Origin of the sequence: Enterococcus casseliflavus NBRC 100478 (assembly GCF_001544095.1) — a bacterium.
Taxonomy (GTDB): domain Bacteria; phylum Bacillota; class Bacilli; order Lactobacillales; family Enterococcaceae; genus Enterococcus_D; species Enterococcus_D casseliflavus.
The window spans coordinates 1-25,301 of the sequence record NZ_BCPT01000010.1 but is presented as its reverse complement, the minus strand read 5'-3'; the positions used below and the strand labels follow the sequence as shown (position 1 = coordinate 25,301).

Annotated in this window: 22 protein-coding genes and 1 other annotated feature; of the genes, 18 read left to right on the top strand and 4 right to left on the bottom strand. The window is 45.9% G+C overall.

What is annotated here, in order from left to right:
• Nucleotides 1–65 precede the first annotated feature (65 nt).
• Genes mmsA through ECA1_RS09795 form a run of 3 tightly spaced genes read left to right on the top strand, consistent with a single transcriptional unit; the run spans nucleotide 66 to nucleotide 3,141 of the window.
• Nucleotides 66–1,595 (top strand): multiple monosaccharide ABC transporter ATP-binding protein, encoded by a 1,530-nt coding sequence (gene mmsA / locus ECA1_RS09805; RefSeq protein ID WP_005231476.1) that lies wholly within the window; start codon nucleotides 66–68, stop codon nucleotides 1,593–1,595.
• 1 nt (nucleotide 1,596) lies between these two features.
• Nucleotides 1,597–2,793, top strand: a complete 1,197-nt coding sequence (gene mmsB / locus ECA1_RS09800; protein ID WP_060792375.1) for a multiple monosaccharide ABC transporter permease — start codon at nucleotides 1,597–1,599, stop codon at nucleotides 2,791–2,793.
• Between the two features lie 12 nt (nucleotides 2,794–2,805).
• On the top strand, nucleotides 2,806–3,141 hold the full coding sequence (locus ECA1_RS09795) for a PTS sugar transporter subunit IIB (protein WP_060792374.1): 336 nt from the start codon (nucleotides 2,806–2,808) through the stop codon (nucleotides 3,139–3,141).
• A gap of 512 nt (nucleotides 3,142–3,653) precedes the next feature.
• Here the strand turns inward: ECA1_RS09795 and ECA1_RS09790 are convergent.
• From ECA1_RS09790 to ECA1_RS09780, 3 genes are all read right to left on the bottom strand, one after another.
• The gene (locus ECA1_RS09790) at nucleotides 3,654–4,763 is read right to left on the bottom strand and encodes an ABC transporter ATP-binding protein (protein ID WP_005227260.1); all 1,110 of its coding nucleotides are present in this window, start codon (nucleotides 4,761–4,763) and stop codon (nucleotides 3,654–3,656) included.
• A gap of 107 nt (nucleotides 4,764–4,870) precedes the next feature.
• A complete protein-coding gene (locus ECA1_RS09785; RefSeq protein WP_060792373.1) occupies nucleotides 4,871–5,701 on the bottom strand; it encodes a helix-turn-helix domain-containing protein in 831 nt (276 codons plus the stop codon).
• Nucleotides 5,702–5,906: 205 nt separating this feature from the next.
• Nucleotides 5,907–6,770 carry an SHOCT domain-containing protein gene (locus tag ECA1_RS09780; protein ID WP_060792372.1) on the bottom strand — a complete coding sequence of 288 codons (864 nt, stop codon included), beginning with the start codon at nucleotides 6,768–6,770 and terminating at the stop codon, nucleotides 5,907–5,909.
• A gap of 149 nt (nucleotides 6,771–6,919) precedes the next feature.
• On the opposite strand from ECA1_RS09780, the gene ECA1_RS09775 reads away from it, so the two are divergent.
• From ECA1_RS09775 to ECA1_RS09755, 5 genes are all read left to right on the top strand, one after another.
• Nucleotides 6,920–8,026, top strand: coding sequence for a GntR family transcriptional regulator (locus tag ECA1_RS09775; protein ID WP_081091733.1), 1,107 nt, complete (start codon nucleotides 6,920–6,922; stop codon nucleotides 8,024–8,026).
• A gap of 4 nt (nucleotides 8,027–8,030) precedes the next feature.
• A complete protein-coding gene (locus ECA1_RS09770) occupies nucleotides 8,031–9,626 on the top strand; it encodes a xylulokinase (protein ID WP_060792370.1) in 1,596 nt (531 codons plus the stop codon).
• 19 nt (nucleotides 9,627–9,645) lie between these two features.
• Nucleotides 9,646–10,368 (top strand): L-ribulose-5-phosphate 4-epimerase, encoded by a 723-nt coding sequence (locus tag ECA1_RS09765; protein WP_060792369.1) that lies wholly within the window; start codon nucleotides 9,646–9,648, stop codon nucleotides 10,366–10,368.
• On the top strand, nucleotides 10,362–11,786 hold the full coding sequence (araA, locus tag ECA1_RS09760) for an L-arabinose isomerase (protein WP_060792368.1): 1,425 nt from the start codon (nucleotides 10,362–10,364) through the stop codon (nucleotides 11,784–11,786). Before ECA1_RS09765 ends, araA begins: the two co-directional genes overlap by 7 nt.
• 197 nt (nucleotides 11,787–11,983) lie before the next feature.
• Nucleotides 11,984–14,350, top strand: a complete 2,367-nt coding sequence (locus ECA1_RS09755) for a phosphoketolase family protein (protein ID WP_060792367.1) — start codon at nucleotides 11,984–11,986, stop codon at nucleotides 14,348–14,350.
• Nucleotides 14,351–14,479: 129 nt separating this feature from the next.
• Here the strand turns inward: ECA1_RS09755 and ECA1_RS09750 are convergent, their stop codons facing one another.
• Nucleotides 14,480–15,400 (bottom strand): LysR family transcriptional regulator, encoded by a 921-nt coding sequence (locus tag ECA1_RS09750; protein WP_005227268.1) that lies wholly within the window; start codon nucleotides 15,398–15,400, stop codon nucleotides 14,480–14,482.
• Nucleotides 15,401–15,526: 126 nt separating this feature from the next.
• On the opposite strand from ECA1_RS09750, the gene ECA1_RS09745 reads away from it, so the two are divergent.
• The 10 genes from ECA1_RS09745 (at nucleotide 15,527) to ECA1_RS09700 (ending at nucleotide 25,290) form a co-directional block, all read left to right on the top strand.
• Nucleotides 15,527–16,681: a cobalamin-independent methionine synthase II family protein gene (locus tag ECA1_RS09745; RefSeq protein ID WP_172462562.1), complete on the top strand. Its 1,155-nt coding sequence runs from the start codon at nucleotides 15,527–15,529 to the stop codon at nucleotides 16,679–16,681.
• Nucleotides 16,682–16,807: 126 nt separating this feature from the next.
• Nucleotides 16,808–17,042: a binding site (T-box leader), on the top strand.
• 308 nt (nucleotides 17,043–17,350) lie between these two features.
• On the top strand, nucleotides 17,351–17,995 hold the full coding sequence (locus ECA1_RS09740; protein ID WP_010748717.1) for an amino acid ABC transporter permease: 645 nt from the start codon (nucleotides 17,351–17,353) through the stop codon (nucleotides 17,993–17,995).
• Nucleotides 17,996–18,007: 12 nt separating this feature from the next.
• Entirely contained in the window at nucleotides 18,008–18,640 is a 633-nt protein-coding gene (locus tag ECA1_RS09735; RefSeq protein WP_005227272.1) for an amino acid ABC transporter ATP-binding protein, read from the top strand.
• 13 nt (nucleotides 18,641–18,653) lie between these two features.
• The gene (locus tag ECA1_RS09730) at nucleotides 18,654–19,457 is read left to right on the top strand and encodes an amino acid ABC transporter substrate-binding protein (protein ID WP_016609607.1); all 804 of its coding nucleotides are present in this window, start codon (nucleotides 18,654–18,656) and stop codon (nucleotides 19,455–19,457) included.
• A gap of 175 nt (nucleotides 19,458–19,632) precedes the next feature.
• Nucleotides 19,633–19,950, top strand: coding sequence for an AbrB/MazE/SpoVT family DNA-binding domain-containing protein (locus ECA1_RS09725; protein ID WP_005227274.1), 318 nt, complete (start codon nucleotides 19,633–19,635; stop codon nucleotides 19,948–19,950).
• Between the two features lie 7 nt (nucleotides 19,951–19,957).
• Nucleotides 19,958–20,395 carry a type II toxin-antitoxin system VapC family toxin gene (locus ECA1_RS09720; RefSeq protein WP_060792365.1) on the top strand — a complete coding sequence of 146 codons (438 nt, stop codon included), beginning with the start codon at nucleotides 19,958–19,960 and terminating at the stop codon, nucleotides 20,393–20,395.
• 130 nt (nucleotides 20,396–20,525) lie between these two features.
• A complete protein-coding gene (locus tag ECA1_RS09715; RefSeq protein ID WP_060792364.1) occupies nucleotides 20,526–22,964 on the top strand; it encodes an FtsK/SpoIIIE family DNA translocase in 2,439 nt (812 codons plus the stop codon).
• A gap of 41 nt (nucleotides 22,965–23,005) precedes the next feature.
• Nucleotides 23,006–23,707: a GntR family transcriptional regulator gene (locus tag ECA1_RS09710; protein WP_005232219.1), complete on the top strand. Its 702-nt coding sequence runs from the start codon at nucleotides 23,006–23,008 to the stop codon at nucleotides 23,705–23,707.
• 61 nt (nucleotides 23,708–23,768) lie between these two features.
• Nucleotides 23,769–24,569 (top strand): pyrroline-5-carboxylate reductase, encoded by an 801-nt coding sequence (gene proC, locus ECA1_RS09705; RefSeq protein ID WP_060792363.1) that lies wholly within the window; start codon nucleotides 23,769–23,771, stop codon nucleotides 24,567–24,569.
• Nucleotides 24,570–24,615: 46 nt separating this feature from the next.
• Nucleotides 24,616–25,290 carry an HAD family hydrolase gene (locus ECA1_RS09700; RefSeq protein ID WP_016609611.1) on the top strand — a complete coding sequence of 225 codons (675 nt, stop codon included), beginning with the start codon at nucleotides 24,616–24,618 and terminating at the stop codon, nucleotides 25,288–25,290.
• Nucleotides 25,291–25,301: the final 11 nt, after the last annotated feature.

Sequence of the window (25,301 nt, the reverse complement as noted above, 5' to 3'; positions counted from 1 at the left end):
TCTTTCCGCTTTTCTTACAAAGGCAGCGCACCACTTTTACATAAAAAGGAAAAGGGTGAAAGAACATGGCAGATAATATTTTGATGATGAAAGGCATCGTCAAAGAGTTTTCAGGGGTTCGCGCCCTTGATAACGTCAACCTCTCGATCGAGCGAGGAGAGATCCACGCACTGTGTGGAGAAAATGGCGCTGGCAAGTCCACGCTGATGAATGTCTTAAGCGGACTCTATCCTTACGGCAGCTATGACGGAGAGATCTATTATGAAGGGGAGTTATGCAAGTTCAAAGATTTGCGGGACAGTGAGGACAAAGGAATCGTTATTATTCATCAAGAGTTAGCATTAAGTCCTTACCTGTCGATCAAAGAAAATATCTTTCTAGGAAACGAACAAGCCAAACACGGCATCATTGATTGGGATCTGACCGAAAAGAAAACAGACAACCTCTTAAAGATCGTTGGCTTGAAATTAGACCCTAATACGCTGGTTTCACAAATCGGTGTCGGGCATCAACAGCTGGTGGAAATTGCCAAAGCATTTTCAAAATCCGTCCGATTGTTGATTTTAGATGAGCCAACCGCGGCGTTGAATGAAGAAGAAAGTGCCAATCTGTTAGAGCTGATCAAAGAGTTCCGCAACCAAGGGATCACCTCGATCATCATCTCTCACAAGTTGAATGAAATCGTCAATGTGGCGGATCGCATCACGATTTTACGTGACGGGCAAACGATCGAGACGCTGAGTGGTGCCGAAATCTCTGAAGAGCGCATCATTCGCGGCATGGTTGGGCGAGATTTGACCAATCGCTACCCAGAGCGGAACCCCACTATTGGTGAACCGTTTTTTGAAGTCAAAAATTGGACGGTCCATCATCCAATCGACCATACCCGTGTGGTGAATGAGAATTTGAACTTGATGATCCGCAAAGGAGAGATCATCGGCATCGCCGGTTTGATGGGTGCGGGACGGACAGAGTTTGCCATGAGTGTCTTCGGTCATTCCTACGGCAGTTCGATTTCGGGGGAAGTCTATAAAGACGGCCAACCGATTTCTGTCAAAGACGTGCCAACCGCCATCAAAAATGGGTTAGCCTATGTGTCGGAAGATCGAAAAGCGCTGGGCTTGAATCTGCTGATGGATATTCGCGAGAATACCACCATTGCTAGTCTTGCCAAAATCAGCCGCCAAGGGGTCATCGATAAAGAAAAAGAAGTCACGATGGCCGAAGAATTCCGCAAAAAAATGCGGACGAAAACCAATTCGATCTATCAAAACGTCGGCAGCTTGAGCGGCGGGAATCAGCAAAAAGTCGTTTTGGCAAAATGGCTGATGACCACACCAGACATCTTATTTTTAGATGAACCGACCCGTGGGATCGATGTCGGGGCGAAATACGAAATCTATACGATCATCGAAGAGATGGCAGCAGCTGGCAAAGCCATTTGCATCATCTCCTCGGAGCTGCCAGAACTATTAGGCATGTGTGACCGAATCTATACGATGAATGAAGGCCGCTTCACTGGCGAGGTCCTGCGGGAAGAGGCGGATCAAGAACGATTGATGAATCTAATGACATTAGAAGAGAGTGGGGTTTGAGATGGAAACAACCAATAAATTAAAAAAAGAACGCAGCCATTCGCTGAAAGAAAAGGCACTGGAAATCTTTAGCAAATACAGTATGATCATTATCTTAGCAGTGCTGCTGGTGGCCTTTCAGCTCATGACCGACGGGATTTTCTGGCGGCCGCTGAATATCACCAACCTCGTGTTGCAAAACAGTCATATTCTCGTTTTGGCAGCTGGTATGCTTTTGGTCGTCTTGTTAGGACACGTTGATTTATCCGTAGGGTCCGTGATGGCGTTTGTCGGTGCGATTGCAGGCGTCTTAATGGTCAATAACGGCATCAGTCCTTGGCTGGCAGTGCCTCTTTGCTTACTGATGGGCGCAGTGATCGGTGCTTGGCAAGGCTTCTGGGTCGCGTATGTCGGTATCCCAGCATTTATCGTGACCTTGTCTGGTTTACTGATGTTTCGAGGACTGACCCAAGTCGTCTTAGGGGGTCAATCATTGGCGCCGTTTCCCAAGGCATTCCAACAAATTTCTACTGGGTATTTGCCAGATATTGCAGGCGGTCAGATCCATTTACTTTCCATGATTTTAGGTGTAGGGATCACGGGCATCCTGATTTTAGGCCAATGGCGAACCCGTGAGCGTCGCAAAAAAAATCTTTTTGAAGTGGAATCAATGGCAGCCTTTGCCTTTAAAGCCGTCTTTACTGCGGTCATATTTCTCGGCGCTACCTATATCTTTGCCTCTTATCAAGGGTATCCGATCATTTTGATCGTCTTAGGGGTGATCGTGGCTGCTTATGGCTTTTTGACTAACAAAACCGTTGCTGGTCGTCAAATCTATGCAACAGGCGGCAACAAAAAAGCAGCGGAACTTTCTGGGATCAAGACGAAGAAAATCACCTTCTGGGTCTTCGTGAACATGGGGATGATGGCAGCTTTGGCGGGCTTGGTTTTAGCCGCTCGGTTGAACGCAGCCACCCCGCAAGCAGGAACGTCAATGGAATTAGATGCAATGGCCGCAGTGTATTTCGGCGGGGCTTCCACATCAGGTGGTATTGGTACTGTGATGGGTGCGATCGTTGGTGGGCTCGTGATGGGTGTCTTAAACAATGGGATGTCGATCTTAGGAGTCGGTGTCGATTGGCAGCAAGCCATCAAAGGGTTGATTTTGCTGCTGGCCGTCGTGTTGGATATCTACAATAAGAAAAAGAAAATATCGTAGGAGGGCCTGTTTATGGAGGAACAAGCACAAAAGACGATTTTATTGATTTGTACCGCAGGTATCACTACGGGTCTATTAGTGAAAAATATGCAGCGAGTTGCAGATGAAAAAGGATTAGCCGTGCATATCTATTCGGCACCAGCCATCATTGCTGAACAGATCCTGCAGCAGCAGACTGTCGATGCCTTGCTGATCGGTCCGCAGTCGAAGTACGAAGTCAATCGATTGAAAGACTTTCTCATGGTCAAAGCGGTGCCTTATAAATTGATCAAAGAAACAGATTACGAGTTGTTAGATGGCGAAGCTGTCCTTGCAGACAGCCTGACCCTCTTGCAAAACGATCGCTAACCAGCAGCTTGGCAAAAAGCTAGGTGGTCAGCAGTTGAATAGGCTCCCCAGAGTAGTGCTTGTCATCCCCCACAAGCACTACTCTTTTTGTGGTGCTTTTCTGCCTACACTAGCCAAGAAAGCCCCTCTTAAGCAGCAATGCGTGGCAAGCCCGTTGGTTCGTTTTCTCGTGTTTAGGACATCGCATCATAGACAAACAAAAGAGAAGTTGAGGGGGAAGAGGACGAAGCTGACACCACGCGTATGCTGTCTAAAGGCAAGTGATGGGTGAGTGTTTCACGTACTTAAAGCATCGTGGCTGTGGGCGGTAGGAGGGGGGAAATGAGCTGATTACACCGCTTCTGGTTTCTCGTTCGTAACTAAGCGTTTCGTAGGAAACACAACGAAACCCAAAAACAGACAGTCTGCTGACTGTCTGTTTTTAGGGGATACAAATAAGGAATAAAAGTGGATATTAGTTAAATGCGACTGCCTAGGGGGCAAATCCGAGAACAGTGCATGGTAACTACAAATTAAGGAAGTGTGATGACATTTTCTGAATCTTTGTCGAAGAAGTGTGCTTTGTTGATGTTGAAAGCCAAATCAACCGTTTCACCTGGACGGTGGAAGTCACGAGCATCAACTTTCGAGATAAATTCAGTCGCACCTACGCGTGTATAAAGCATCGTTTCTGCACCTAATAATTCAGATACGACTACTTCGGCACGTACAGTTGCTTCAGGAGAAGCTTCCAATGCGATTTGTTCACTGTGAATATCTTCTGGACGAATACCAAAGACTAATTGTTTGCCTTCGTACCCTTTTTCCACAAGAATCTTGTTCTTGCCTTCAGGAATACGTAAGTTCAAGCTTTGTCCATCAGAGATCATACCGTTTTTCAACGTAACATTGAAGAAGTTCATTGCTGGTGAACCGATAAAACCGGCAACGAAAATGTTTTTCGGTGTGTTGTAGACTTCTTTTGGTGAACCGATTTGTTGAATGAAGCCATCTTTCATGATAACGATTCGGTCAGCCATGGTCATCGCTTCTGTTTGGTCATGGGTTACATAGATCGTCGTTGTTTCTAAACGTTGGTGTAATTTTGCGATTTCCGCACGCATGGCAACCCGCAATTTCGCATCTAAGTTTGACAACGGCTCATCCATCAAGAAGACTTTGGCATCACGGACGATGGCACGGCCTAGGGCAACCCGTTGACGCTGACCACCTGAAAGGGCAGCTGGTTTACGATCTAAGTATTCTGTCAATCCTAAGATCTCAGCGGCATTTTCTACCCGTTTTTTAATTTCTTCTTTGTCGTATTTACGCAATTTCAAACCAAATGCCATGTTGTTGAAAACAGTCATATGGGGATACAATGCGTAGTTCTGGAAAACCATCGCGATGTCACGGTCTTTTGGTGCCACATCGTTCATTACTTTTCCACCGATGCTCAATTCGCCTTCAGAAATATCTTCTAAACCAGCGATCATTCGAAGCGTTGTTGATTTTCCGCAACCAGAAGGTCCAACGAAAACGATGAATTCGCGATCTGCGATATCTAAATTAAAATCAGTTACCGAATACGCATCATTATTATCATATTTTTTGTGGATATTTTTTAAGGCCATTTCTACCATTGGGATTACCTCTTTCCATTTAGTTTACATGAACATCATAAATGAAAACGCTTCGAAGGTGCAACGGAAACATGCACAAGAAAAAAACGTTTTCTTGTGCATGTTGTTTAATTGCTCTGATGGGTGAACTGATCGATCAATAAATAGCAAAGCAGCAGATCATCCATATTTTTTAAATTTAAACGTGTCAGTGTTTGAAACTTATCGATCTTATATAGGAGAGAATTCCGATGCATGAACAGTTCTTTGGCTGTGGAGCTTGCATTGCCTTGATTGCGCCACAGGGATTGAATGATCGTTTCGGTCTCTTCTTCAAACCAATCTAGATACAAGGTACGAAACAAGGAAATATACTCGGAAAAGCCGTTGCGAAAAAGAGAGAAGACCACTTTGGGCAGATCCATACTTTTACTGGTGGTTTTCGTTTTTAACTCATTTTTGAACAGGCTAGACTCACTTGCCCATAAGGTAGTGAAATCGTGGCGCGGATGATGGAAGGGACCGACGAACAGCTGAGAAAAGCAGTCGAAATCCATATCCAAAGCGACGAATAAGCCGTCGAGATCTTCGATGGGCAAATTGGCACCATCTTGTTTTTCTACGATCACTGCATGGTCTTCGGTGAGGAAAAAAAGATCCACCACGCTAGGGAGCATTTGCTGGATCTCTGCGAGCCATTCGGATTGCAAAGAGTCGATGGTTCGGGTGAAATGAACTTGCAGCAGGCGAATCCACTCTGGCTCTTGAACGGGCTGATGTTCAAATAAAATCGGATACCATGGATGGTTTCGGTTATCGATTTCTGGTTGCAAAGAGCCGTTTCCCAGTTGGATCAGCAATTTTTCACTGTCACTTAATTGGTCAGTTGGCAGCCAAATATATTTTTTGCCGAAGGCGATGGATTCGATATCCTTCGTTGTGGCAACTTTGTCATGCAACGTTGCCTGAGGGAAACGTGCTTTGATGTCATTAAAAGAAAAAATGAGAAAGACCTCCTTTGAGATACTCTACGTATTCTTCATTTAGTATAGCATGTTCTAAAAAAACCGTTCAAAATTTTCCCAGGAAAAAAGCACAGCTCTTCACCGAAAGCTCTGTCTTCTCATGGTAGGAGGGCGGCTTTTTTCTCCGAAGCGATTGCTTCTATAATCCTAACAGTTGTTTTTTCTTGAATGCAAATTCTTCTTCAGTCAAAACTCCTTCGTCGACCAACACTTTTAGTTCACGTAGTTCAGCAATGAGCGCTTCCGTCGGCTTCGCAGCTGGCGGCGATGGGTTCGTTAACGGGACCGACCGCTCCCGAGGGAAGTTGGTGAGGTAGCGCTGTATGATCCGAGCAATCACCAGGTCTTTTTCGGCAAAGCAAAGGGAGTGATTCGGTTCCATTCGTCTGAAGGAATGGGTTTCTCTGATCGCTCCGCCGCCAATATACAATTCTAAAAAGCCATTGCCTTTCCAAAGACCTGATTCAGCAACTTCTTTCAAATTGACACTGGTGATTTGGGGAATCTGCAGAACCTGTTTCGCTTTCTTCTTGTAATCGATGATTGTGAGGGTATCTTCTGAAACGACCCAAGCATCACGATAATGATAGGAAAGTAATTTGATTTTTCCAGCCTCTTCATCCACGTAACTTTTGGCTGATTGCCCACCAAGTGCTGCCAAATGATCCGTTAAAAACTCATAGGCTTTTTGGGCATCGATTCGATTGGTGAAATAGAGCAATTGAGAATTACCTGGTACCTGCAGTCGGAGGTAGTCCATTAAGAGACCTTTGCCTATATGTAATTCCACATCGGCAATTTTTGCCATGGGGATCTTTTCATCTGGGATTTTTGGATGGGTGTTGTTTATCCAGACGCCTTTTTTCGTAATGAGCCAACGACAGCTGGCATCATGTCTGCGATTTTCTCGATATTTTTTTGAATACAAAATAATGGGTTCCTCGTAGGTTTCATTAGATGTTCTCGTCAAAATACTTACCTCCTTAAACGTAATAAGCAACATTTTATTCAATTATACAACAAATAGTGTTTTGATTCGTTTTATTCTGATGAAAATAAGGGGAATTTATCATTTGCCTTCTTTTCGTTAGGTTTTTTTAGAAAAAAAACCATAGCAGCAATTGACACGGAAGCGGTTTCTTGGTATCTTAGATGTACGGACAACTTTTGAAAGATGGGATTAAAATGGCGAATAAGTACGAACAACTTGCGGATATCTTAAGAGAGAAGATCCGCTTAGGCACCTATCAAGAAGGCGATGCGATCCCTTCAGAAGCAACCTTACAGGAAGAATTTCATTATAGCCGTCACACGGTACGCCAAGCGATCGCTGTTTTGGTCAATGAAGGCTATTTAAGAAAAGAACGGGGCTCAGGCACCTACGTTTCAAAACCTGAGACTGTCAATCATAAAAACCGCAAAACGATTGGGATCATCATGACCTATTTGTCTGATTATATTTTCCCTTCGATCATGCGCGGCGTAGAGCAGACATTGCGGGAGCAAGGCTATTCACTGCTTTTAGGCTCAACCAACAATGACCATGAGCAAGAAAGAGCGTGCTTGCAGCAAATGATGGATCAAGGGGTAGACGGGTTGATCGTTGAGCCAACGAAGAGCAGCCAGTACAACCCAAATCTTGCTTATTATGTCGCCCTCCAAGAAGCCGGGATTCCTCTCGTCATGATCAATGCCTATTATGAAGAACTAGACTTGCCGCATATTTGTGTCAACGATACACGTTCTGGTTTTTTAGCAACCAATTATTTATTAGAACAACAGCATCAGCAGTTGATGATGATCACGAAAATCGATGACTTACAAGGGAAATATCGGATGAAAGGGTTTGTCAAAGCCTTGACCCAAGCCAAGCGGACGTTTGCAGCAGAAGACGTCTTGACGTATACGACCGAGACGAAAGAAGCCGTTATTGAACAAGCGATCCAGCGCTTGACGGCTGCCGATAATCAAGTCACAGGCATCGTTTGTTACAACGATGAGATCGCGCATCGCTTGATTCAAGCATTGACGGCTGCTGGGAAGAACGTTCCTACTGATTTTTCGATCGTGGGTAACGATGACTCGCCTCTTAGCACCTTGTCCACACCGACGATCACCACACTGACTCACCCGAAAGAAGCGATGGGGGAATTGGCGGCAGAATGGATCACTACAGGTAAGGCAACAGAAGCGCAACGCTTTTATTTTGAACCGGAGCTGATCGTTCGCGGTTCAGTCAATAACCAAAAAGGAGAATAAGAAGATGACGCAACAAGTAAGGCAAGCAATTATTGACGGGCGCACGTCTCTTGGGATCGAGCTAGGCTCGACACGGATCAAAGCTGTCTTGATCGATGAGCAGTTTCAGACGATCGCTTCAGGTAGCTTTGAATGGGAAAATCAATTGGAGCAAGGGATTTGGACCTACTCACTAGAGGCGATTTGGCAAGGACTGCAAGCCAGCTACCAAGAGTTGGCGCACAACATCCAACAGCAATTCGAGGTACCTTTGACGACGATCGGCAGTATCGGTTTTTCTGCAATGATGCACGGCTATATGGCTTTTGATCAGCAAGGCACGCTGTTGGTACCTTTTCGGACATGGCGCAATGCGATCACGGAAGAAGCAGAAAAAGCCTTGACGGCATTGTTCCAATACAACATCCCGCAGCGTTGGAGTATCGCGCATTTGTATCAAGCGATTTTGAATCAAGAAGCCCACGTCCCAGAGGTTGCTTTTTTCACTACCTTAGCCGGCTATGTCCATTGGCAGCTGACAGGGGAAAAAGTTATCGGAATCGGCGATGCATCAGGGATGTTCCCAATCGACAGTACGACAAAAAACTATGATGCGAATATGCTGCAGCAATTTGATGCACAAATCAGCAGTCAGGGGTATCCTTGGCAGATCAAAGACCTTTTGCCGCAAGTGTTGACAGCAGGCGAACCAGCCGGCACATTGACGGCAGAAGGGGCAAAAAAACTCGACCCAACTGGTACTTTGCAAGCTGGCATCCCGTTATGTCCGCCAGAAGGCGATGCGGGCACTGGCATGGTTGCCACGAATAGTGTGGCACAGCGAAGCGGGAATGTTTCAGCCGGGACGTCTGCTTTTGCCATGATCGTCTTAGAAGAACCCTTAACTAAAGTGTATCCAGAGATCGATTTGGTCACGACGCCTTCTGGTGATTTGGTGGGGATGGTCCATACGAATAACTGTACCTCGGAGATCAATGCATGGGTCAAACTTTTCCGCGAATTTGCCGACGCAGCTGGAATGAAACTCTCCACGGAAGAATTGTTTACGACCTTATTCAACGAAGCATTGAAAGGGGATTCAGACTGTGGCGGGATGCTTTCTTATGGCTATTATTCTGGTGAAAATATCACTAAGATCCCTGAAGGACGGCCGCTTTTCGTCCGATCGCCAGAGAGTTCTTTTACTTTAGCAAATTTCATGCGCTTACATCTGTTTAGTGCCTTTGGTGCGATGAAGATCGGGATGAAGATTCTGGAAGCCGAAGACGTCGCTATTGATCGAATCGTTGGTCACGGTGGGATCTTCAAAACGCCAGAAGTTGCCCAACGTGTCTTGGCAGCTGTCATGGAAGCCCCAGTCACGGTCATGGAAACGGCTGGTGAAGGCGGCGCCTGGGGGATCGCCCTTTTAGCAGCGTACCTTCGCCGTCATACGCCAGAACAATCCTTGGCAGCATTCTTAGCAGATCAAGTGTTTAAAAATGACCACGGCGTGACCTTAGCCCCGACAGAAGCCGACATTCAGGGGTTTACCGTCTTTACCCAACGTTACCAAGCAGGGTTGCCGATCGAGCAAGCGGCAATCGATGCGTTGATTTAAAAAGAAAGAAGGGAATTTTGTGTTAGAAGGATTAAAAGAAAAAGTCTTTCAGGCCAATTTGGCATTGCCTAAGCAAGGATTGATCAAATACACATGGGGCAATGTGTCAGCAGTGGATCGCCAACAGCAATTGTTTGTCATCAAACCTAGCGGTGTTGACTATGAAACCATGCAAGCCAGTGATATGGTGGTTTGTGATTTTGAGGGCAACGTAGTGGAAGGAGCGAAAAATCCTTCCTCCGATACGCCAACGCATGCCGTTTTATACAAAGCATTTCCAGAAATTGGTGGAATCGTCCATACCCATTCTACATGGGCGACGAGCTGGGCTCAGGCAGGACTTGATCTGCCAGCGATGGGCACGACCCATGCCGATACGTTTTATGGGGCTGTCCCATGTGCCCGCTTTTTGACGCAAACCGAGATCGATGAAGGTTATGAAGCACAAACAGGACAGGTGATCGTCGAAACCTTTAAGGAACGCGGCATCACGCCAGAAGAAATTCCTGGTGTCTTGCTTCACGGTCATGGACCGTTTACCTGGGGCAAAACGGCGGATGCGGCGGTGATGAACGCAGTGGTCTTAGAAGAAGTTGCTAAGATGAATTTTATCACGCGTCAGCTGAACAGTTACGCACCCGAATTGCCGCAGCGGGTCTTAGACAAACATTATTTACGCAAACATGGAGAAAATGCCTATTACGGGCAAAAAATAACGAAAAAGGAGCAAGTAGAATGTTAGAAATCGGGAAAAAAGAATTTTGGTTCGTCGTAGGATCACAGCACTTATACGGAGAAGTAGCATTACAAGAAGTACGGGACCATGCAGAAGAAATGGTCAAAAGCTTAAATGACAGCTCAAAGCTGCCTTATCCAGTCGTTTTACAAGAACTCGCTGTTACTGCCGATACGATTACGAAAATCATGAAAGAAGTCAACTATCGGGATGAAGTCGCTGGGGTGATCACCTGGATGCATACCTTCTCACCAGCAAAAATGTGGATTCGCGGCACGAAATTATTACAAAAACCATTGCTGCACCTTGCCACTCAATACAATGAACAAATTCCATGGGAAACCATCGATATGGACTTTATGAACTTGAACCAAGCGGCTCATGGTGACCGAGAATATGGATTTATCAATGCCCGTTTGAAAAAGCAAAACAAAATCGTTGTCGGCTATTGGAAAAATGAAGCCATCCAAAAAGAAATCGCTGCTTGGATGGACGTGGCAGTCGGCTACAATGAAAGCTTCCAAATCAAAGTCGCTCGTTTTGGCGACAACATGCGTAACGTTGGGGTGACCGAAGGCGATAAAGTCGAAGCACAGATCCAATTTGGCTGGACCGTTGATTATTTTGGGATCGGCGATTTGGTTCAAGTCGTCGATGCGGTGACTGACGAAGAAGTCGATGCACTCTTTGAAGAATACAGCCAGCTGTATGATTTCGATTATGGCGATTACGACAAAGAAGAATGGGCACGTCATGTCAAAGCCCAAGCCAAACAAGAAATCGGTCTGCGCCGCTTCCTTGAAGCAGGCGGCTATACGGCATTTACCACGAACTTTGAAGACCTATATGGTATGCAGCAGTTGCCTGGTTTAGCTGTACAACGTTTGATGGCAGAAGGCTATGGGTTTGCTGGTGAAGGGGACTGGAAAACCGCCGCTATTGACCGCTTGATGAAAATCATGGCCCACAATAAAGCGACTGGCTTTATGGAAGACTATACCTATGAGCTGACACCAGGAAAAGAAGCCATCTTGCAATCCCACATGATGGAAGTCGATCCAGTATTAGCAGTCAACAAACCAAAAATCGTGGTTTCGCCATTGTCGATGGGGGATCGTGAAGACCCAGCCCGACTCGTCTTTGACGGCCAAGGCGGCGAAGGTGTCGTGGTTTCGATGGCAGACTTTGGCACCCACTACAAATTATTGATCAATGAAGTCGATGCCTTTGAGCCAACTGAAGAAGCACCAAAACTACCGGTTGCACGAGTAATGTGGACACCAAAACCAAACTTCCACGATGGGGTCAAACAGTGGATCGAAACAGGCGGTGGCCATCACACCGTTGTCTCACTTGTCCTAAATTCTGATCAGATCGAAACATGGGCGAAGCTTGTGGGATTAGAATACGTAACGATCAAATAAGTACCCAATCACAAAAGAAACCGTTGGCGATGGTCGGCGGTTTCTTTGCGTTTTTCTTAAGCTTTCTTGCCTTCTATCTGCAAAGTGCGGATAAGCAGACCCCTGAAAGCACCAGCAATCAGCAAAATTGACTTTTAAATATAGGGGGCATAGACTTTTATGTAAGAGTGGAACAATGGACTAAAAGGAGGAGCACAATGAAGACAACCTACGATACACCAGAGTATTACCAGAAAATGAACGCTTGGTGGCGAGCAGCCAACTACCTTTCCGTTGGTCAGATTTATTTGAAAGATAATCCCTTATTGCGCCGCCCCATCGAAGAAAAAGATTTGAAAGTGAATCCGATTGGTCACTGGGGAACGATCGCAGGGCAAAATTTTATTTACACCCATCTCAATCGCGTCATCAATAAGTACGACTTAAACATGTTTTATATCGAAGGACCAGGCCATGGCGGACAAGTCATGGTTGCGAATGCTTATTTAGACGGCAGCTACAGCGAGATCTATCCAAAAGCCACCCAAGACGAAGCAGGGATGAAACATCTATTCAAAACCTTCTCTTTCCCAGGTGGGATCGCTTCTCATGCGGCACCTGAAACGCCAGGTTCGATCCATGAAGGCGGCGAGCTAGGCTATTCCATCGCCCACGCTACCGGAGCTATTTTAGACAATCCCGATGTCATTGCAGCAGTAGTGGTCGGTGATGGCGAAGCCGAAACTGGACCATTAGCGGGCGGCTGGTTTTCAAATACCTTTATCAATCCAGTCAATGATGGCGCAATTTTGCCTATCTTGCATTTGAATGGCGCCAAGATTGCCAATCCAACGATTTTGGCTCGTAAAAGTGATCAAGATCTCACGAAATATTTTGAAGGTATGGGTTGGACCCCTTATTTCGTAGAAGGGGACGATCCAGAAGCCGTTCATCCGCAATTGGCACAGAAAATGGATCAAGCCATCGAACAGATCCACGCGATCCAAGCAGAAGCCCGCAAAGGTTCTGCGGAAGAAGCCGCTATGCCTCATTGGCCTGTTTTGATCGTTCGCACACCGAAAGGCTGGACTGGACCGAAAGTCTGGGATGGCGAGCCGATTGAAGGGGGCTTCCGTGCCCACCAAGTACCGATCCCTGTCAATGCGAAACATATGGAACACGTGGATGCTTTGACGGATTGGCTGCAGTCATATCGTCCAGAAGAGCTTTTTGACGAAAACGGCCGCATCAAAGCTGAGATTCAAGAATTGGCACCAAAAGGAGAGCAGCGGATGGCGGTCAACCCAATCACCAATGGGGGGATCGATCCGCAACCGCTACGCTTGCCAGATTGGCAAGCACATGCCATTGCGATCGAGACACCAGGGGAAACGACTGCCCAAGATATGATGGTCTTTGGGAAATTTGCCCGTGACATCATCAAAGAAAATCCCGACAACTTCCGCATCTTTGGCCCAGATGAAGCCAAATCCAATCGGTTGAACCATGTGTTTGAAGTCACGGACCGCCAATGGTTGGAGCCAAAACATCCTGATTATGATGAATGGCTGTCTTCAGTGGGCCGTGTGATTGATTCACAATTATCAGAACATCAAGCAGAAGGCTTCTTGGAAGGCTATGTGCTGACGGGTCGTCATGGCTTCTTTGCCAGCTACGAGTCATTCTTAAGAGTCGTTGATTCTATGATCACGCAACACTTCAAATGGTTACGAAAAGCCCATGATCTTGACTGGCGCAACCCGTACCCCTCATTGAATTTGATTGCTTCATCAACGGTCTTCCAACAAGACCATAATGGGTACACCCACCAAGATCCAGGGATCATGACCCATATTGCAGAGAAAAAAGCCGACTTTGTGCGGGTCTACTTGCCAGCCGATGCCAATAGCTTGATGGCTGTCATGGCAGAAACACTCGCTTCTGAAGAAAAGATCAATCTAGTAGTCTCTTCAAAACACCCACGTCCGCAGTTTTACTCGGCGGATGAAGCGAAAGTGCTTGTCAAAGATGGCTTGAAAGTCATCGACTGGGCATCGACAGATGAAGGACAAGAACCCGATATTGTGATCGCAGCTGCTGGGACGGAACCGAATTTGGAAGCTTTAGCTGCTGTTTCGTTGCTGATTGAAGCCTTCCCAGAGTTGAAAGTCCGCTTCATCAATGTGGTCGATCTATTGAAATTGCGTCGTCCAGAAGTCGATCCTCGTGGGTTGAGCGATGAAGCATTCGAAGCCTACTTTACGAAAGACAAACCGATCGTGTTTGCTTTCCACGGGTATGAAGGACTGATTCGCGACATCTTCTTTGGCCGTCGCAACCAACAGCTTCATATTCATGGGTACCGAGAAAATGGCGACATCACGACACCGTTTGATATGCGGATCCTTTCTGAATTGGATCGCTTCCACTTAGCCAAAGACGCCGCCGAATGGGTCTATGGAGAAAAAGCAGCGGACTTTGCCAAAAAAATGGCAAACACCGTTGCGTATCACCATGACTTTATTCGAGAAAACGGCTATGATATCGCTGAAGTCGAAGAGTGGGAATGGAAACCATTGCGTTGATTTATTCTCCACAACGCCAACGTAAGACAGTTTAAGAACAAAAAAAGCACAAAAGAAACAAAACGATCCGCAACAGGGTCGGGACACCTTACTAAGGTAGCCCGACCGACTGTCTGCGGATCGTTTTTTTTAAAAGACGTCGAAACCGTAGTTTTTGATATGCTGCTTCAACAAGGCGAGATAGTCCAAGGCCATCTCGCTCAGTTCCATTTTCTTGTGTTTGAGGTAACCTAGGGTCATCGCATCATCGACTTCCAAAGGGATCGCAACGATTTTTTCATCATTCAGCTCACTGCTGATGATCCCAGAGCTGATGGTATAGCCGTTGAGACCCACCATCAAATTGAAGATCGTGGCACGATCGCTGATGCGGATGTGTTTTTTGCGCTGTAAAGTGCTTAAGATCTCTTCAGAAAAGTAGAAGGAATTGGTTTCCCCTTGTTCGTACGACAGATAGGTATATGGTTCCAAATCAGCTAATGTGATGCTTTTTTTCTGAGTCAGGGGATTTTCTCGGCCGATGAAGACGTGGGGTTTGGCTTCAAATAAAGGAATGAATTGCAGGTCTTTTTCGTGGATCAAACGGGTCAAGACTGTCGTGTTGAAATCATTCAGATAAATGACCCCCAATTCGCTCTTAAACGTCTGGATATCATCCAGCACATTTTGTGTCTGGGTCTCTCGCAAGGTGAATTGAAATTCATCTTCCCCTAACTGTTTGACCAGCTCCACGAAGGCGTGGACGACGAAGGCATAGTGTTGTGCGGAAACACTGAAAACATGCTTGCGATGGCTGTCTTTGCGAAAGCGTTCGTCCAAGAGATTGACTTGGTCTAAAACATTTCGAGCATAGTTGAGAAAGGAACGGCCATCATCGGTCAAGGTCACCCCTAATTTACTGCGGTAAAATAGCTGCAGATCATACTCTTTTTCCAACTCTTTCATGGCTTGAGAGAGGGAGGGCTGACTGATGAAAAGCTGTTTAGCGGCTTCATTGAAAGAGCCAGTTTCTACGATTTTTTCCAAATATTCAAGCTGCTGGATACGCATGGGATACAACCACCTTTTTATGTTATAGGTATTGCCTATGGAATATATAAGTTTATAAGTATTATCTATAGTATAAGATGTTTGCTAGAATAAATCTAACAATTTTGAAAACTTTGTATAGGAGGAATGGATATGGCAACAGACAAATTTCAGCTTGTGGGGTCATTGTTACGACCACAAGATTTATTGGACTACAAAAATCAAATCGAGCATCGGGAGGATATCCGCTACCCGTTTTATGATGCGTTTCCTGGCTACCAAGAAACGGAAGCAAAAGCGATCGCTGACATCATTGCAGCGCAAAAAGAACACGGCATTACAGTCATCACAGACGGCGAACACGGCCGCTCGATGTGGCACCTGGATTTTCTCTGGGGATTAAAAGGCGTTGAGCGCTATATCTCCGATCATGGGTATGCCTTTGAAGATTTGGACGGTGGACATTTTGAGACACGTAAAGACATCGGCATCCGAATCACAGAACCATTATCTGGCAAAAACCATCATTACTTGACGTTATTTAAAGAAACCAAACGCCAAGCTGGCGACCTGCCAGTCAAAATCACCGTCTGGGGGGCTGCCCACGCCTTTACCGAGCTGACTGTCTTTAACGACCTCGTTGGTGAAGGTCAGGTGTATCCAACGAAAGAAGCCTTGCGGGAAGGGCTGCTTAACGCCTACAAGGAATTCTTGCAGGAATACCGAGAAGCCGGTGGTGAGATCGTTCAGTTCGATGATTGTTTATGGGAATTATTCGCCGAAGACAATGACAAGAGCTTCTTCACCCAAGGCAATGACGGCTTAGAAGCGTTAGCCGATGAATTCGTGGCGATCAACAACGAAGTCGCTGAATACGCCCACGAATTAGGATTAAAAGTCTGGACCCACAATTGTCGCGGCAATTACCAAAGCCGCGCGGCAGCCAGCGGTACTTACAAAGCGATCGCCGAAAAATTCTTGCGTGATCAGCATTATGACCGCTTTTTCCTAGAGTGGGACGATGACCGTGCCGGTGATATCTCGGCTTTAGAAGCGCTGAAAGATCGTCCAGAAGTGGAAGTTGTCTTAGGCTTATTATCCAGCAAAACCGCCACATTAGACGATGAAGAGCGAGTGATCGCTTTATTAGACAAAGCCAGCCAAATCATTCCTAAGGAGCGGCTTTATCTTTCTCATCAATGCGGCTTTGCCTCTTGTGACTGCGGCAATGAGCTTTCGACTGAGCAGCAATGGGCAAAAATCAAGCAAGGGCAAGCCTTAGCTGAAGCGTACTTCGGTTAAGCAGCTGCGTCTTCTTTTCCCTAAATCTTCCCCTCGAAACCGGTGCATGCGACAAAGTTTCGAAAATTTCAGAAAAAATGTTTGACATTTTCTTTAAGAGCGAGTAAAGTAAGACACAACTTAATGAAACAGACATCGAAAAGAAGAGTAGCAAGGCTTGCTGTTTGAAGAGAGTCTCTGGTTGGTGCAAAGAGATAACGCATGGTTGTGAAACACATCTTGGAGTCGTTTTTCCGAAAGAAAAGTAGGAGAGACCGGGTTTGCCCGTTACAGCAGCAGTCATTGATTGATGACTTTCTGAGTTCAGTTGCTGTGAAGCACTGATAAACAAAGGTGGAACCGCGTTGATAACGTCCTTTAGCTGTAATGGCTAGGGGACGTTTTTTTTCTCTTTTTTTGCATCTCACCGAAAACCGAAAGTGGAAGGATCACAAGGACTGCACGAGGCCTTTTCCTGTGAAGGAAAGGCAAATTGAGGTGGAACCACGTATCAAGCGTCCTCTGGCAAATGCCAGTGTGCGCTTTTTTTGTTTTTCTTTTTTAGAAAAATGAAACTTGCCAGTTGCCCCTCACCAGCCAAAGCCCAGCGTCACATAAGCGTCGGAGCAAACCGTCGCGAAGCTGTATCGCTGCCAATCGAAATTGAAACCTATCAAGGAGGAAGTCACCATGTTTGAGTATTTAGTCAATGTTATGCCCCAACTAATTTCAGGAACTGGAATCACCGTTAAATTGTTCGCACTGACCTTAATCGGGTCCATTCCCTTAGGCATCTTGTTGGCCTTTGTTTTAGCCAGTCGCCTGCGTATTTTGAAATTGATCGTGCAAGTCTACGTTTGGTTGATGCGAGGAACGCCTTTATTGCTACAGCTGATCTTCGTATTCTACGGTCTGCCGATCTTAGGGATCGTCTTTGACCGCTTTGAAGCAGCCTTGATCGCCTTTATTATCAATTACGCTGCTTATTTTGCCGAGATTTTCCGTGGAGGGATCCAATCGATTCCAGCCGGACAATACGAAGCCGCGAAAGTCTTGCGTTTGTCCCCGATCCAAACGATCCAAAAAATTATCATCCCACAAGTCGTCAAGATCACCCTGCCATCTGTCGGCAATGAAGTCATCAATCTTGTCAAAGACACATCCCTCGTTTACATCTTAGGATTGTCAGACGTGATGCGAATCGGGAAAATCGCCATGGAGCGAGACAGTACCTTGCTTCCGTTAGTTGGGGTCGGCTTGATTTACTTGGTGATGACAGGCGTCTTTACGTTATTGTTAAAACAAATCGAGACCAAACTGGACTATTACCGTTAGGAGGAACCACATATGTTAGAACTAAAACAAGTATCAAAGTCATTTGGCGCTAAAAAAGTCATCGATCAGCTAGACTTGACGATCGAAGACGGCAGTATCTTAGCGGTGGTCGGTCCTTCCGGTGGCGGGAAAACCACCTTGCTTCGGACACTGGCTGGTTTAGAAACGATCGATTCTGGAAGCTTTTTGCTGGATGGCAAAGCCTTTGATCCCACCGACACAAAAGAACAAGAACAAGTCGTCGGTGTCGTCTTCCAAGACTTCCAATTGTTTCCGCACTTGTCAGTTTTTGAAAACATCACTTTGGCGCCAAAAATGGTGCTAAAACAAGACAAGGCCGCGTATACAGCAAAAGCCGAACAGTTGGCAGAAAAACTAGGATTAAGTGACCTACTAGCCCAATATCCCTTCCAATTGTCCGGGGGGCAGCGGCAACGGGTGGCTATCGCACGAGCGATGGCGATGAATCCCAAAGTGTTGGCCTATGACGAGCCTACCAGCGCCTTAGATCCAGGCTTGAGACAGCAAGTCGAACAGCTGATCTTGGATCTGAAAAAAGAAGGAGTGACCCAGATCGTGGTGACCCATGATTTGGTTTTTGCCGAAAATATCGGTGATCAATTATTAAAAGTAGCAGGAGAATAAGGGGGAGAATAAAATGAAAAAATTACTATTGATGGGAATCGCAGCAGCAAGTGTATTTTTATTAGGGGCGTGTGGCAGCAGCAATGACACCACAACAAGTGCCGCTGACAAAGAAGAAGTGATCGTCGGCCTAGACGATACCTTCGTACCGATGGGCTTTAAAGACGACCAAGGCAACATCGTTGGGTTTGATGTGGATTTAGCCACAGCGATTTTGGATCTAACAGGAACCAAAGTCAAATTTCAACCAATCGATTGGTCCATGAAAGAAACCGAACTAAGCAATGGCACCATCGATATGATCTGGAACGGGTATACCAAAACCGCAGCTCGTGAAGAAAAAGTATTGTTTACAGATACTTATATGGAAAACAAACAAGTCTTAGTCACAGCGAAAGCCAGCGGCATTACTAGCTTTGATGATATGGAGGGCAAAGTCTTAGGTGCCCAAGAAGGTTCTTCTGGTTATGAGACCTTCAACAACCAACCGGAAGTTCTGAAGGATCTCGTAGACGGCAATGACGCAACCTTGTATGCCAGCTTTAATGAAGCCTTTATCGATCTAGAAAACGGTCGGATCGACGGTCTTTTGATCGACCGCGTCTACGCAGAATATTATTTGACTCAAACAGGCAAAACCGATGACTTCAACGAAATCGAAAGCCCCTTTGAAGCAGAAGATTTTGCTGTAGGTGTGCGTAAAGACGATCAAGCCATGGCAGATAAAATCAATGATGGCTTGAAAGAATTGCAAGACAATGGCACCTTTGCTGAAATCTCTGAAAAGTGGTTTGGCGAAGATGTCACACCAAACTAAAACAAGTCAACAAGATACACTGGCTGCTTAGCAGCTGGTGTTTTTTTATACATTCATTTCTTTTGCGTATTTAAGGAAAGAAGGAACGATTGAAGTATATACTTGTGTATACATATACGTGCTCATGTTATAATGATCGATAGTAAGGAAAATCCGATAAAGAGGGGGGAGCCGAGTGGAACATTATAAAGAGACCGCTCATTTGATTAAGTGGGGCAACGGACAGGGGGTTCGCTTGTCTAAGAAAATGATTCGGAAATTGGATCTCCAGGTAGGTTCTGAACTAGAAATGGAACTGGCAGAAGAAGTCAATGGCAAAAAACAGTTAGTTATTACAGAAAAGCAGTCAGTAGGAGAGTTGTCCCCAGAGGAGAAACTTCGTTTAGTCGATTCTTTGCAAGGCATTTTAGCAGATTCATTTGAAACACCTGACGTTGTGGACATCAAAAAAGTAAGAAACGAACGGCGTAGGAAAAAATATCTGGGAGAATAAAATAAGCATGACTAAATACAAAGCCAAACGAGTCGTGATTGACACCAATGTGATCCTTGACTATTTATTAGGAAGAGGGTCTAAAAGCCATCAAGAAGCCATCAAACAGATATACAACAGTTCCATTTATGGACTTTGCGAGGGCGTGATTACGGCAAGTACCTTAACGGATCTTTTCTATATTCTCGATGGAGCAGCAGGAGTCGATGCTCGGAGGGAAGTCAAAAAACTGATCCAAGTGCATACCGTCTTAACCGTTACGGAAGCAGATTGCCTTCAGGCGCTTGATTCAACAATGATAGATTTTGAGGATGCTGTTTTAGCAGCTTGTGCGAAGCGAAATCAAATCGACAGTCTAGTAACGACCAATACAGATGATTTTGAATCATCGGGACTGATTGTCTATACAGTCGCTGAATTTGTGCAGCAGCTAAAAAGAGGATGATCACTGCTATATCTGGCAGACATCCTCTTTTTTCCTTAAATTCCAACAGCTAACCAAAATTTCTCACAGGAAAACTTTTGTTCGCCTTCTTTTTTCGTTATAATAGGGAAAGATGAAAAGAGGGATAGAAATGGCGCAAAAAAAACGCGCAAAGAAACGCAAAACAAAAAAACAACAAAAACAGCAAGAGAAATTAATGCTGGTCGGCGTCGGCCTGCTCTTTGTCTTGTTTTCGATATTTGGCTTTTTCCATTTAGGTTTTTTAGGAACCTTGATTGCCAACGGATTTCGGATCGTTGGCGGAAACACGTACCAATTTTTGAGTGTTGCCCTAGCCGCTTATGGTGTCTGGTTAGCGATCAAAACGACCGATGCTCGCTTTAAGAGTATTCGACGAGTGATTGGCTGTGTATTGGTGTATTTTGGTTTACTGATCATCCTCCATGCGCAAATCTTTAGTAATGTGGTGGGAGAACAAGCCAATATCTTCCAAACGACGTGGATGACGCTGTTAGGCGATATTCGGCGCAGCCAAGTGACCCAAAATGTCGGGGGCGGAATGATTGGCGCCATGCTCTATGGGGCGACCTATTTTCTTGTTTCCCAGATCGGCAGCTACATCATCGCTGTTTTACTCATACTGATTGGGGCGTTCTTGTTCAGCCAAATGAGCAGCCACGAGTTAGTCGAGCACCTGCAAGCAGCTGGTGACAAGCTGCAGCGGTTGTTAGAAGGCTCTCCAGAAAAGCAAGCCGAACGAGAAGCCCGCAAAGCGGAACGAGCAGCAGAGAAACAAGCTGCGAAAGAAGCCAAAAAAGAAGCCGAACGAGCAGCAGTCATGGCAGAGATCAAAGAAAAGAATCAAGTCCGACCAATGACAGAAGACGAAAAATCAGCAAAAGAACAGCAGATGCAAGCACCAGCTGATTTTGAACCAGAGCAGTTGAGCTTTGTACCCATCGACCACTTCCAGGAATTGCCGCAAGCGGCGGGACCAGAAGCCGCTCAAGCACCACATCCAGCAGGAAACAAACCAGGACCAAGCAAAAAGGTCAATGAAGACGGGGAGATCCTTGATGATGATGGTGAAGTATTGGAATTTGAGATTTCGGAAGAAGCTGAAAATCGTGATTATGAATTGCCTTCAGCGCAATTACTCGATTCGATCCCTTCAACGGATCAAAGCAGCGAGTACAAAAGGATCGAACAAAATATCGGTGTCTTAGAAACTACCTTCCAAAGCTTCGGTGTTGACGCAAAAGTCGTCAAAGCCAGCTTAGGACCAGCAGTAACCAAATTCGAAGTTCAACCAGCAGTAGGGGTCAAAGTCAGCAAAATCGTCGGGTTGACCGACGATATCGCCTTGGCTTTAGCTGCCAAAGATGTGCGGATGGAAGCGCCGATCCCAGGGAAATCATTGATTGGGATCGAAGTTCCAAACAGTGCAGTCAGCATGGTTTCATTCCGAGAAGTGATCGAAGCTCAACCGGATCATCCAGATAAACTATTAGAAGTACCTTTAGGACGCGATATTTCTGGCCGTGTCCAAACGGCAGACTTAACGAAAATGCCCCATCTCTTGATTGCCGGATCGACCGGGAGCGGGAAGTCCGTAGCCATCAACGGCATCATCACCAGTATTTTGATGCGGGCAAAACCCCATGAAGTCAAACTGATGATGATCGACCCGAAAATGGTTGAATTAAATGTTTATAATGGGATTCCCCATCTCTTGACACCTGTCGTGACAAATCCCCGCAAAGCGGCGCAAGCGTTGCAAAAAGTGGTCAAGGAAATGGAAGAGCGCTACGAAAAATTTGCGGCAACTGGGGTCCGAAACATTACTGGCTACAACGATTTAGTGATCAATAAGAATTTAGAAGACGGCGAAAATCGTCCGATCTTGCCATTCATTGTAGTGATCGTCGATGAGTTAGCCGACTTGATGATGGTTGCCAGCAACGAAGTCGAAGATGCCATCATTCGTTTGGCGCAAATGGCACGGGCAGCAGGTATCCATATGATACTAGCAACGCAACGACCAAGTGTGGATGTCATTACAGGGATCATCAAAGCCAATGTTCCATCACGGATGGCCTTTGCGGTTTCCAGCGGTGTCGATTCGCGGACCATCATTGATGGGAACGGAGCCGAAAAACTGCTGGGACGCGGCGACATGCTGTATCTGCCGATGGGTGAGAACAAACCGATTCGGGTCCAAGGGGCCTTTATCTCCGACCAAGAAGTCGAACGAGTGGTTGAATTCGTGACCGATCAGCAAGAAGCCAATTATGAAGAAAAAATGATGGTCACTGAGGAAGAAACGAGTACCGGCAGCAGCGGACAACCGCAAGATGAGCTATTCGAAGATGCCAAAGCCCTTGTGGTGGAAATGCAGACCGCCAGCGTTTCTCTCTTGCAGCGACGTTTTCGCATCGGCTATAACCGAGCGGCTCGGTTAGTGGATGAATTAGAAGATCAAGGTGTCGTTGGCCCTTCTGAAGGCAGCAAGCCGCGGAAAGTCTTGATCGAGCCGCAACCAGAAGACATTCCTACCTTTGATGAATAAGGAGAACAAGACCAATCCAATGAGAGAAAGGCGAGATAGCAATGAAACGCAAACACATTCTTTACCGTGATGTTGCCGATAAGCTCAAAGAAGACATCATGTCGGGTCGCTACCCGATTGGTTCATTTTTACCGACGGAAACAGAATTGGAAGCCACCTTCAATGTCAGCAAGATCACTGTCCGCAAAGCCATCGAATTGTTAGCGGCAGATGAGTATGTGGAAAAACGCAGCGGACGTGGGACGACGGTTTTAAGCAATCGCCCTTATAACAAGCTGTCAAAAGGCACGACGTTTAGCCAATTGCTTGAAAAGACTGGCAAGGAATACACGAAGAAAAACCTCAGCTATGAATTAGTCGAACTTGCGCCTGAGCACCCCGCGTATTCTTTGATGGGCAAAGAAGTCATGCGTTTACGTCGCATGTATTATTTTGACCACCAACCCTTTATTTACTATGAGTACCATTTGCCAAAGCAGCTAAAGGGTACCTCCATCGAGGTCTTTGAAGAAAAATCATTGTATCGCCTATTGGATGAACATCGAATGATCATCGATCGCTTTCAAGATGCGTTCGTGGCAACGACCTTGACCGAAGAGCAACAGAAGTTTATGATCACGCCAGAGGTCGCTGCCTTGAAACGAACCCGTTATTCGTATGATCTACAAGGAGAAGTGGTAGAATATACAGAAGGGATCTATAACACCGCCTTGCATCCGTATATGATCGAGTTTGAAGCCTAGTCATTGATTAGGCTTTTTTAGCAAAAAGTGGTACCAAAATCAGAAGTGGAGCGTGAAATCTATGAGAAAAATCGCCTTTTTAGGAGCCGGTAACATGGCAAAAGCCATCATCAACGGCTTGATTGCAGCAAACCTGTATGAACCAGCAGAGATCTTGGTTTATAACCATCGCTACGAGCCGACTTTGGCACAATTAGAAAAAGAAACCGGAATCACTGGGACAACTAAGCTAGCAGATGTCACCGAAAAAGCGGAGATCCTCGTCTTAGCAGTCAAACCTTTTGTCTTTCCCAGCTTGCTTGCTGATTTAAAAGAGGGCTTGACCAAGGAGCATTTGCTAGTATCTATTGCTGCGGGTGTGACGATCGCGCAAATGGAAGAAATCATCGGTGCGCACAAAATCGTGCGGGTCATGCCAAATACCCCTGCACTGGTGGGGGAAGGGATGTCTTCTATCAGTCCCAACGGTCAAGTGACGGAAGCCGAAGCCAACGAAGTCAAACAGCTTTTTGAAAGCCTGGGCAAAGCCGAGCAAGTACCAGAAAGCATGATCGATGCAGTCATTGGTGTCAGCGGTTCTTCACCAGCCTACACGTATTTGTTCATTGAAGCTTTGGCAGATGGAGCAGTGGCAGAAGGAATGCCGCGTCCGATGGCGTATGAATTTGCTGCTCAAGCGGTATTAGGCGCAGCGAAGATGGTATTAGAGACGAAGGAACACCCAGGCGTCTTAAAGGATCGTGTCAGCTCGCCAGGGGGCACAACGATCCAAGCAGTCAAAACCTTAGAGGAAAATGGCTTTCGGGCGGCTGTCATCAAAGCAGTGCAAGCAGCTGCTGACAAAAGTCGGAAGATGTCTTGATCCCCAGTGAGTGAGGAAAAAATCTTAGCAAAACGAAGGAGCGTTTATGAAAGAACTTTTGATTTTTGATTTTGATGGATTGTTAGTCGATACCGAAAGAGTCTATTTTGATGGGTGGTTGGCGCTATTTAAAAAGTATGAGCTTCCGATTACAGCCGCTGATATTTTTGGTTGGCGTGGTCAAAGTTGGCAACAGACTGCCACTAAATTAGCCGACCTCGTAGGCGGTCAGCAGCGGGTGCAGGAATTACGAGCAGAACGGGAAGTCTATATTGCCCAGCAAATAACCGATGGCACCTTCAAAACCAAACCCTATGCGAAAGAAACCATCGCCTTGGCTCGTGAGAAAGGCTTCCAAACGGCATTAGCCACCTCGACGATGAAAAAAAGAGCCTCTGAATTGTTGACGCATTTCGATTTGTTGCAGGCCTTTGACTATCAGACCTTTGGCGATGACGTCTCCGCCCATAAGCCTGATCCAGCACCGTACTTGCTGACTTTAGAAAAAGCGCAAGTCGCAGCAGAAAAAGCTTTAGTCATGGAAGATTCTCTTGTGGGAGCAACAGCCGCGACACGTGCGGGCATCGATGTCGTGCTGATTCCCGATCAAAGCTTTGATCAAGTCTATTCCCCAGAGGAAAAAGCAGATCTTCAGTTATATGGCGAAGCTACCTCATTGAAGTATGTGTATGATTTATTGGCAAAGGATCAACTGAAATAATACCTAAAAAA

What these genes read in the sequence shown, in the direction of transcription:
- mmsA (WP_005231476.1), top strand. Translation starts at nt 66, where the DNA reads ATGGCAGATAATATTTTGATGATGAAAGGCATCGTCAAAGAGTTTTCA.
- mmsB (WP_060792375.1), top strand. Translation starts at nt 1,597, where the DNA reads ATGGAAACAACCAATAAATTAAAAAAAGAACGCAGCCATTCGCTGAAA.
- ECA1_RS09795 (WP_060792374.1), top strand. Translation starts at nt 2,806, where the DNA reads ATGGAGGAACAAGCACAAAAGACGATTTTATTGATTTGTACCGCAGGT.
- ECA1_RS09790 (WP_005227260.1), bottom strand. Translation starts at nt 4,763, where the DNA reads ATGGTAGAAATGGCCTTAAAAAATATCCACAAAAAATATGATAATAAT.
- ECA1_RS09780 (WP_060792372.1), bottom strand. Translation starts at nt 6,770, where the DNA reads ATGTTGCTTATTACGTTTAAGGAGGTAAGTATTTTGACGAGAACATCT.
- ECA1_RS09775 (WP_081091733.1), top strand. Translation starts at nt 6,920, where the DNA reads ATGTACGGACAACTTTTGAAAGATGGGATTAAAATGGCGAATAAGTAC.
- ECA1_RS09770 (WP_060792370.1), top strand. Translation starts at nt 8,031, where the DNA reads ATGACGCAACAAGTAAGGCAAGCAATTATTGACGGGCGCACGTCTCTT.
- araA (WP_060792368.1), top strand. Translation starts at nt 10,362, where the DNA reads ATGTTAGAAATCGGGAAAAAAGAATTTTGGTTCGTCGTAGGATCACAG.
- ECA1_RS09755 (WP_060792367.1), top strand. Translation starts at nt 11,984, where the DNA reads ATGAAGACAACCTACGATACACCAGAGTATTACCAGAAAATGAACGCT.
- ECA1_RS09750 (WP_005227268.1), bottom strand. Translation starts at nt 15,400, where the DNA reads ATGCGTATCCAGCAGCTTGAATATTTGGAAAAAATCGTAGAAACTGGC.
- ECA1_RS09745 (WP_172462562.1), top strand. Translation starts at nt 15,527, where the DNA reads ATGGATATGGCAACAGACAAATTTCAGCTTGTGGGGTCATTGTTACGA.
- ECA1_RS09740 (WP_010748717.1), top strand. Translation starts at nt 17,351, where the DNA reads ATGTTTGAGTATTTAGTCAATGTTATGCCCCAACTAATTTCAGGAACT.
- ECA1_RS09735 (WP_005227272.1), top strand. Translation starts at nt 18,008, where the DNA reads ATGTTAGAACTAAAACAAGTATCAAAGTCATTTGGCGCTAAAAAAGTC.
- ECA1_RS09730 (WP_016609607.1), top strand. Translation starts at nt 18,654, where the DNA reads ATGAAAAAATTACTATTGATGGGAATCGCAGCAGCAAGTGTATTTTTA.
- ECA1_RS09720 (WP_060792365.1), top strand. Translation starts at nt 19,958, where the DNA reads ATGACTAAATACAAAGCCAAACGAGTCGTGATTGACACCAATGTGATC.
- ECA1_RS09715 (WP_060792364.1), top strand. Translation starts at nt 20,526, where the DNA reads ATGGCGCAAAAAAAACGCGCAAAGAAACGCAAAACAAAAAAACAACAA.
- ECA1_RS09710 (WP_005232219.1), top strand. Translation starts at nt 23,006, where the DNA reads ATGAAACGCAAACACATTCTTTACCGTGATGTTGCCGATAAGCTCAAA.
- proC (WP_060792363.1), top strand. Translation starts at nt 23,769, where the DNA reads ATGAGAAAAATCGCCTTTTTAGGAGCCGGTAACATGGCAAAAGCCATC.
- ECA1_RS09700 (WP_016609611.1), top strand. Translation starts at nt 24,616, where the DNA reads ATGAAAGAACTTTTGATTTTTGATTTTGATGGATTGTTAGTCGATACC.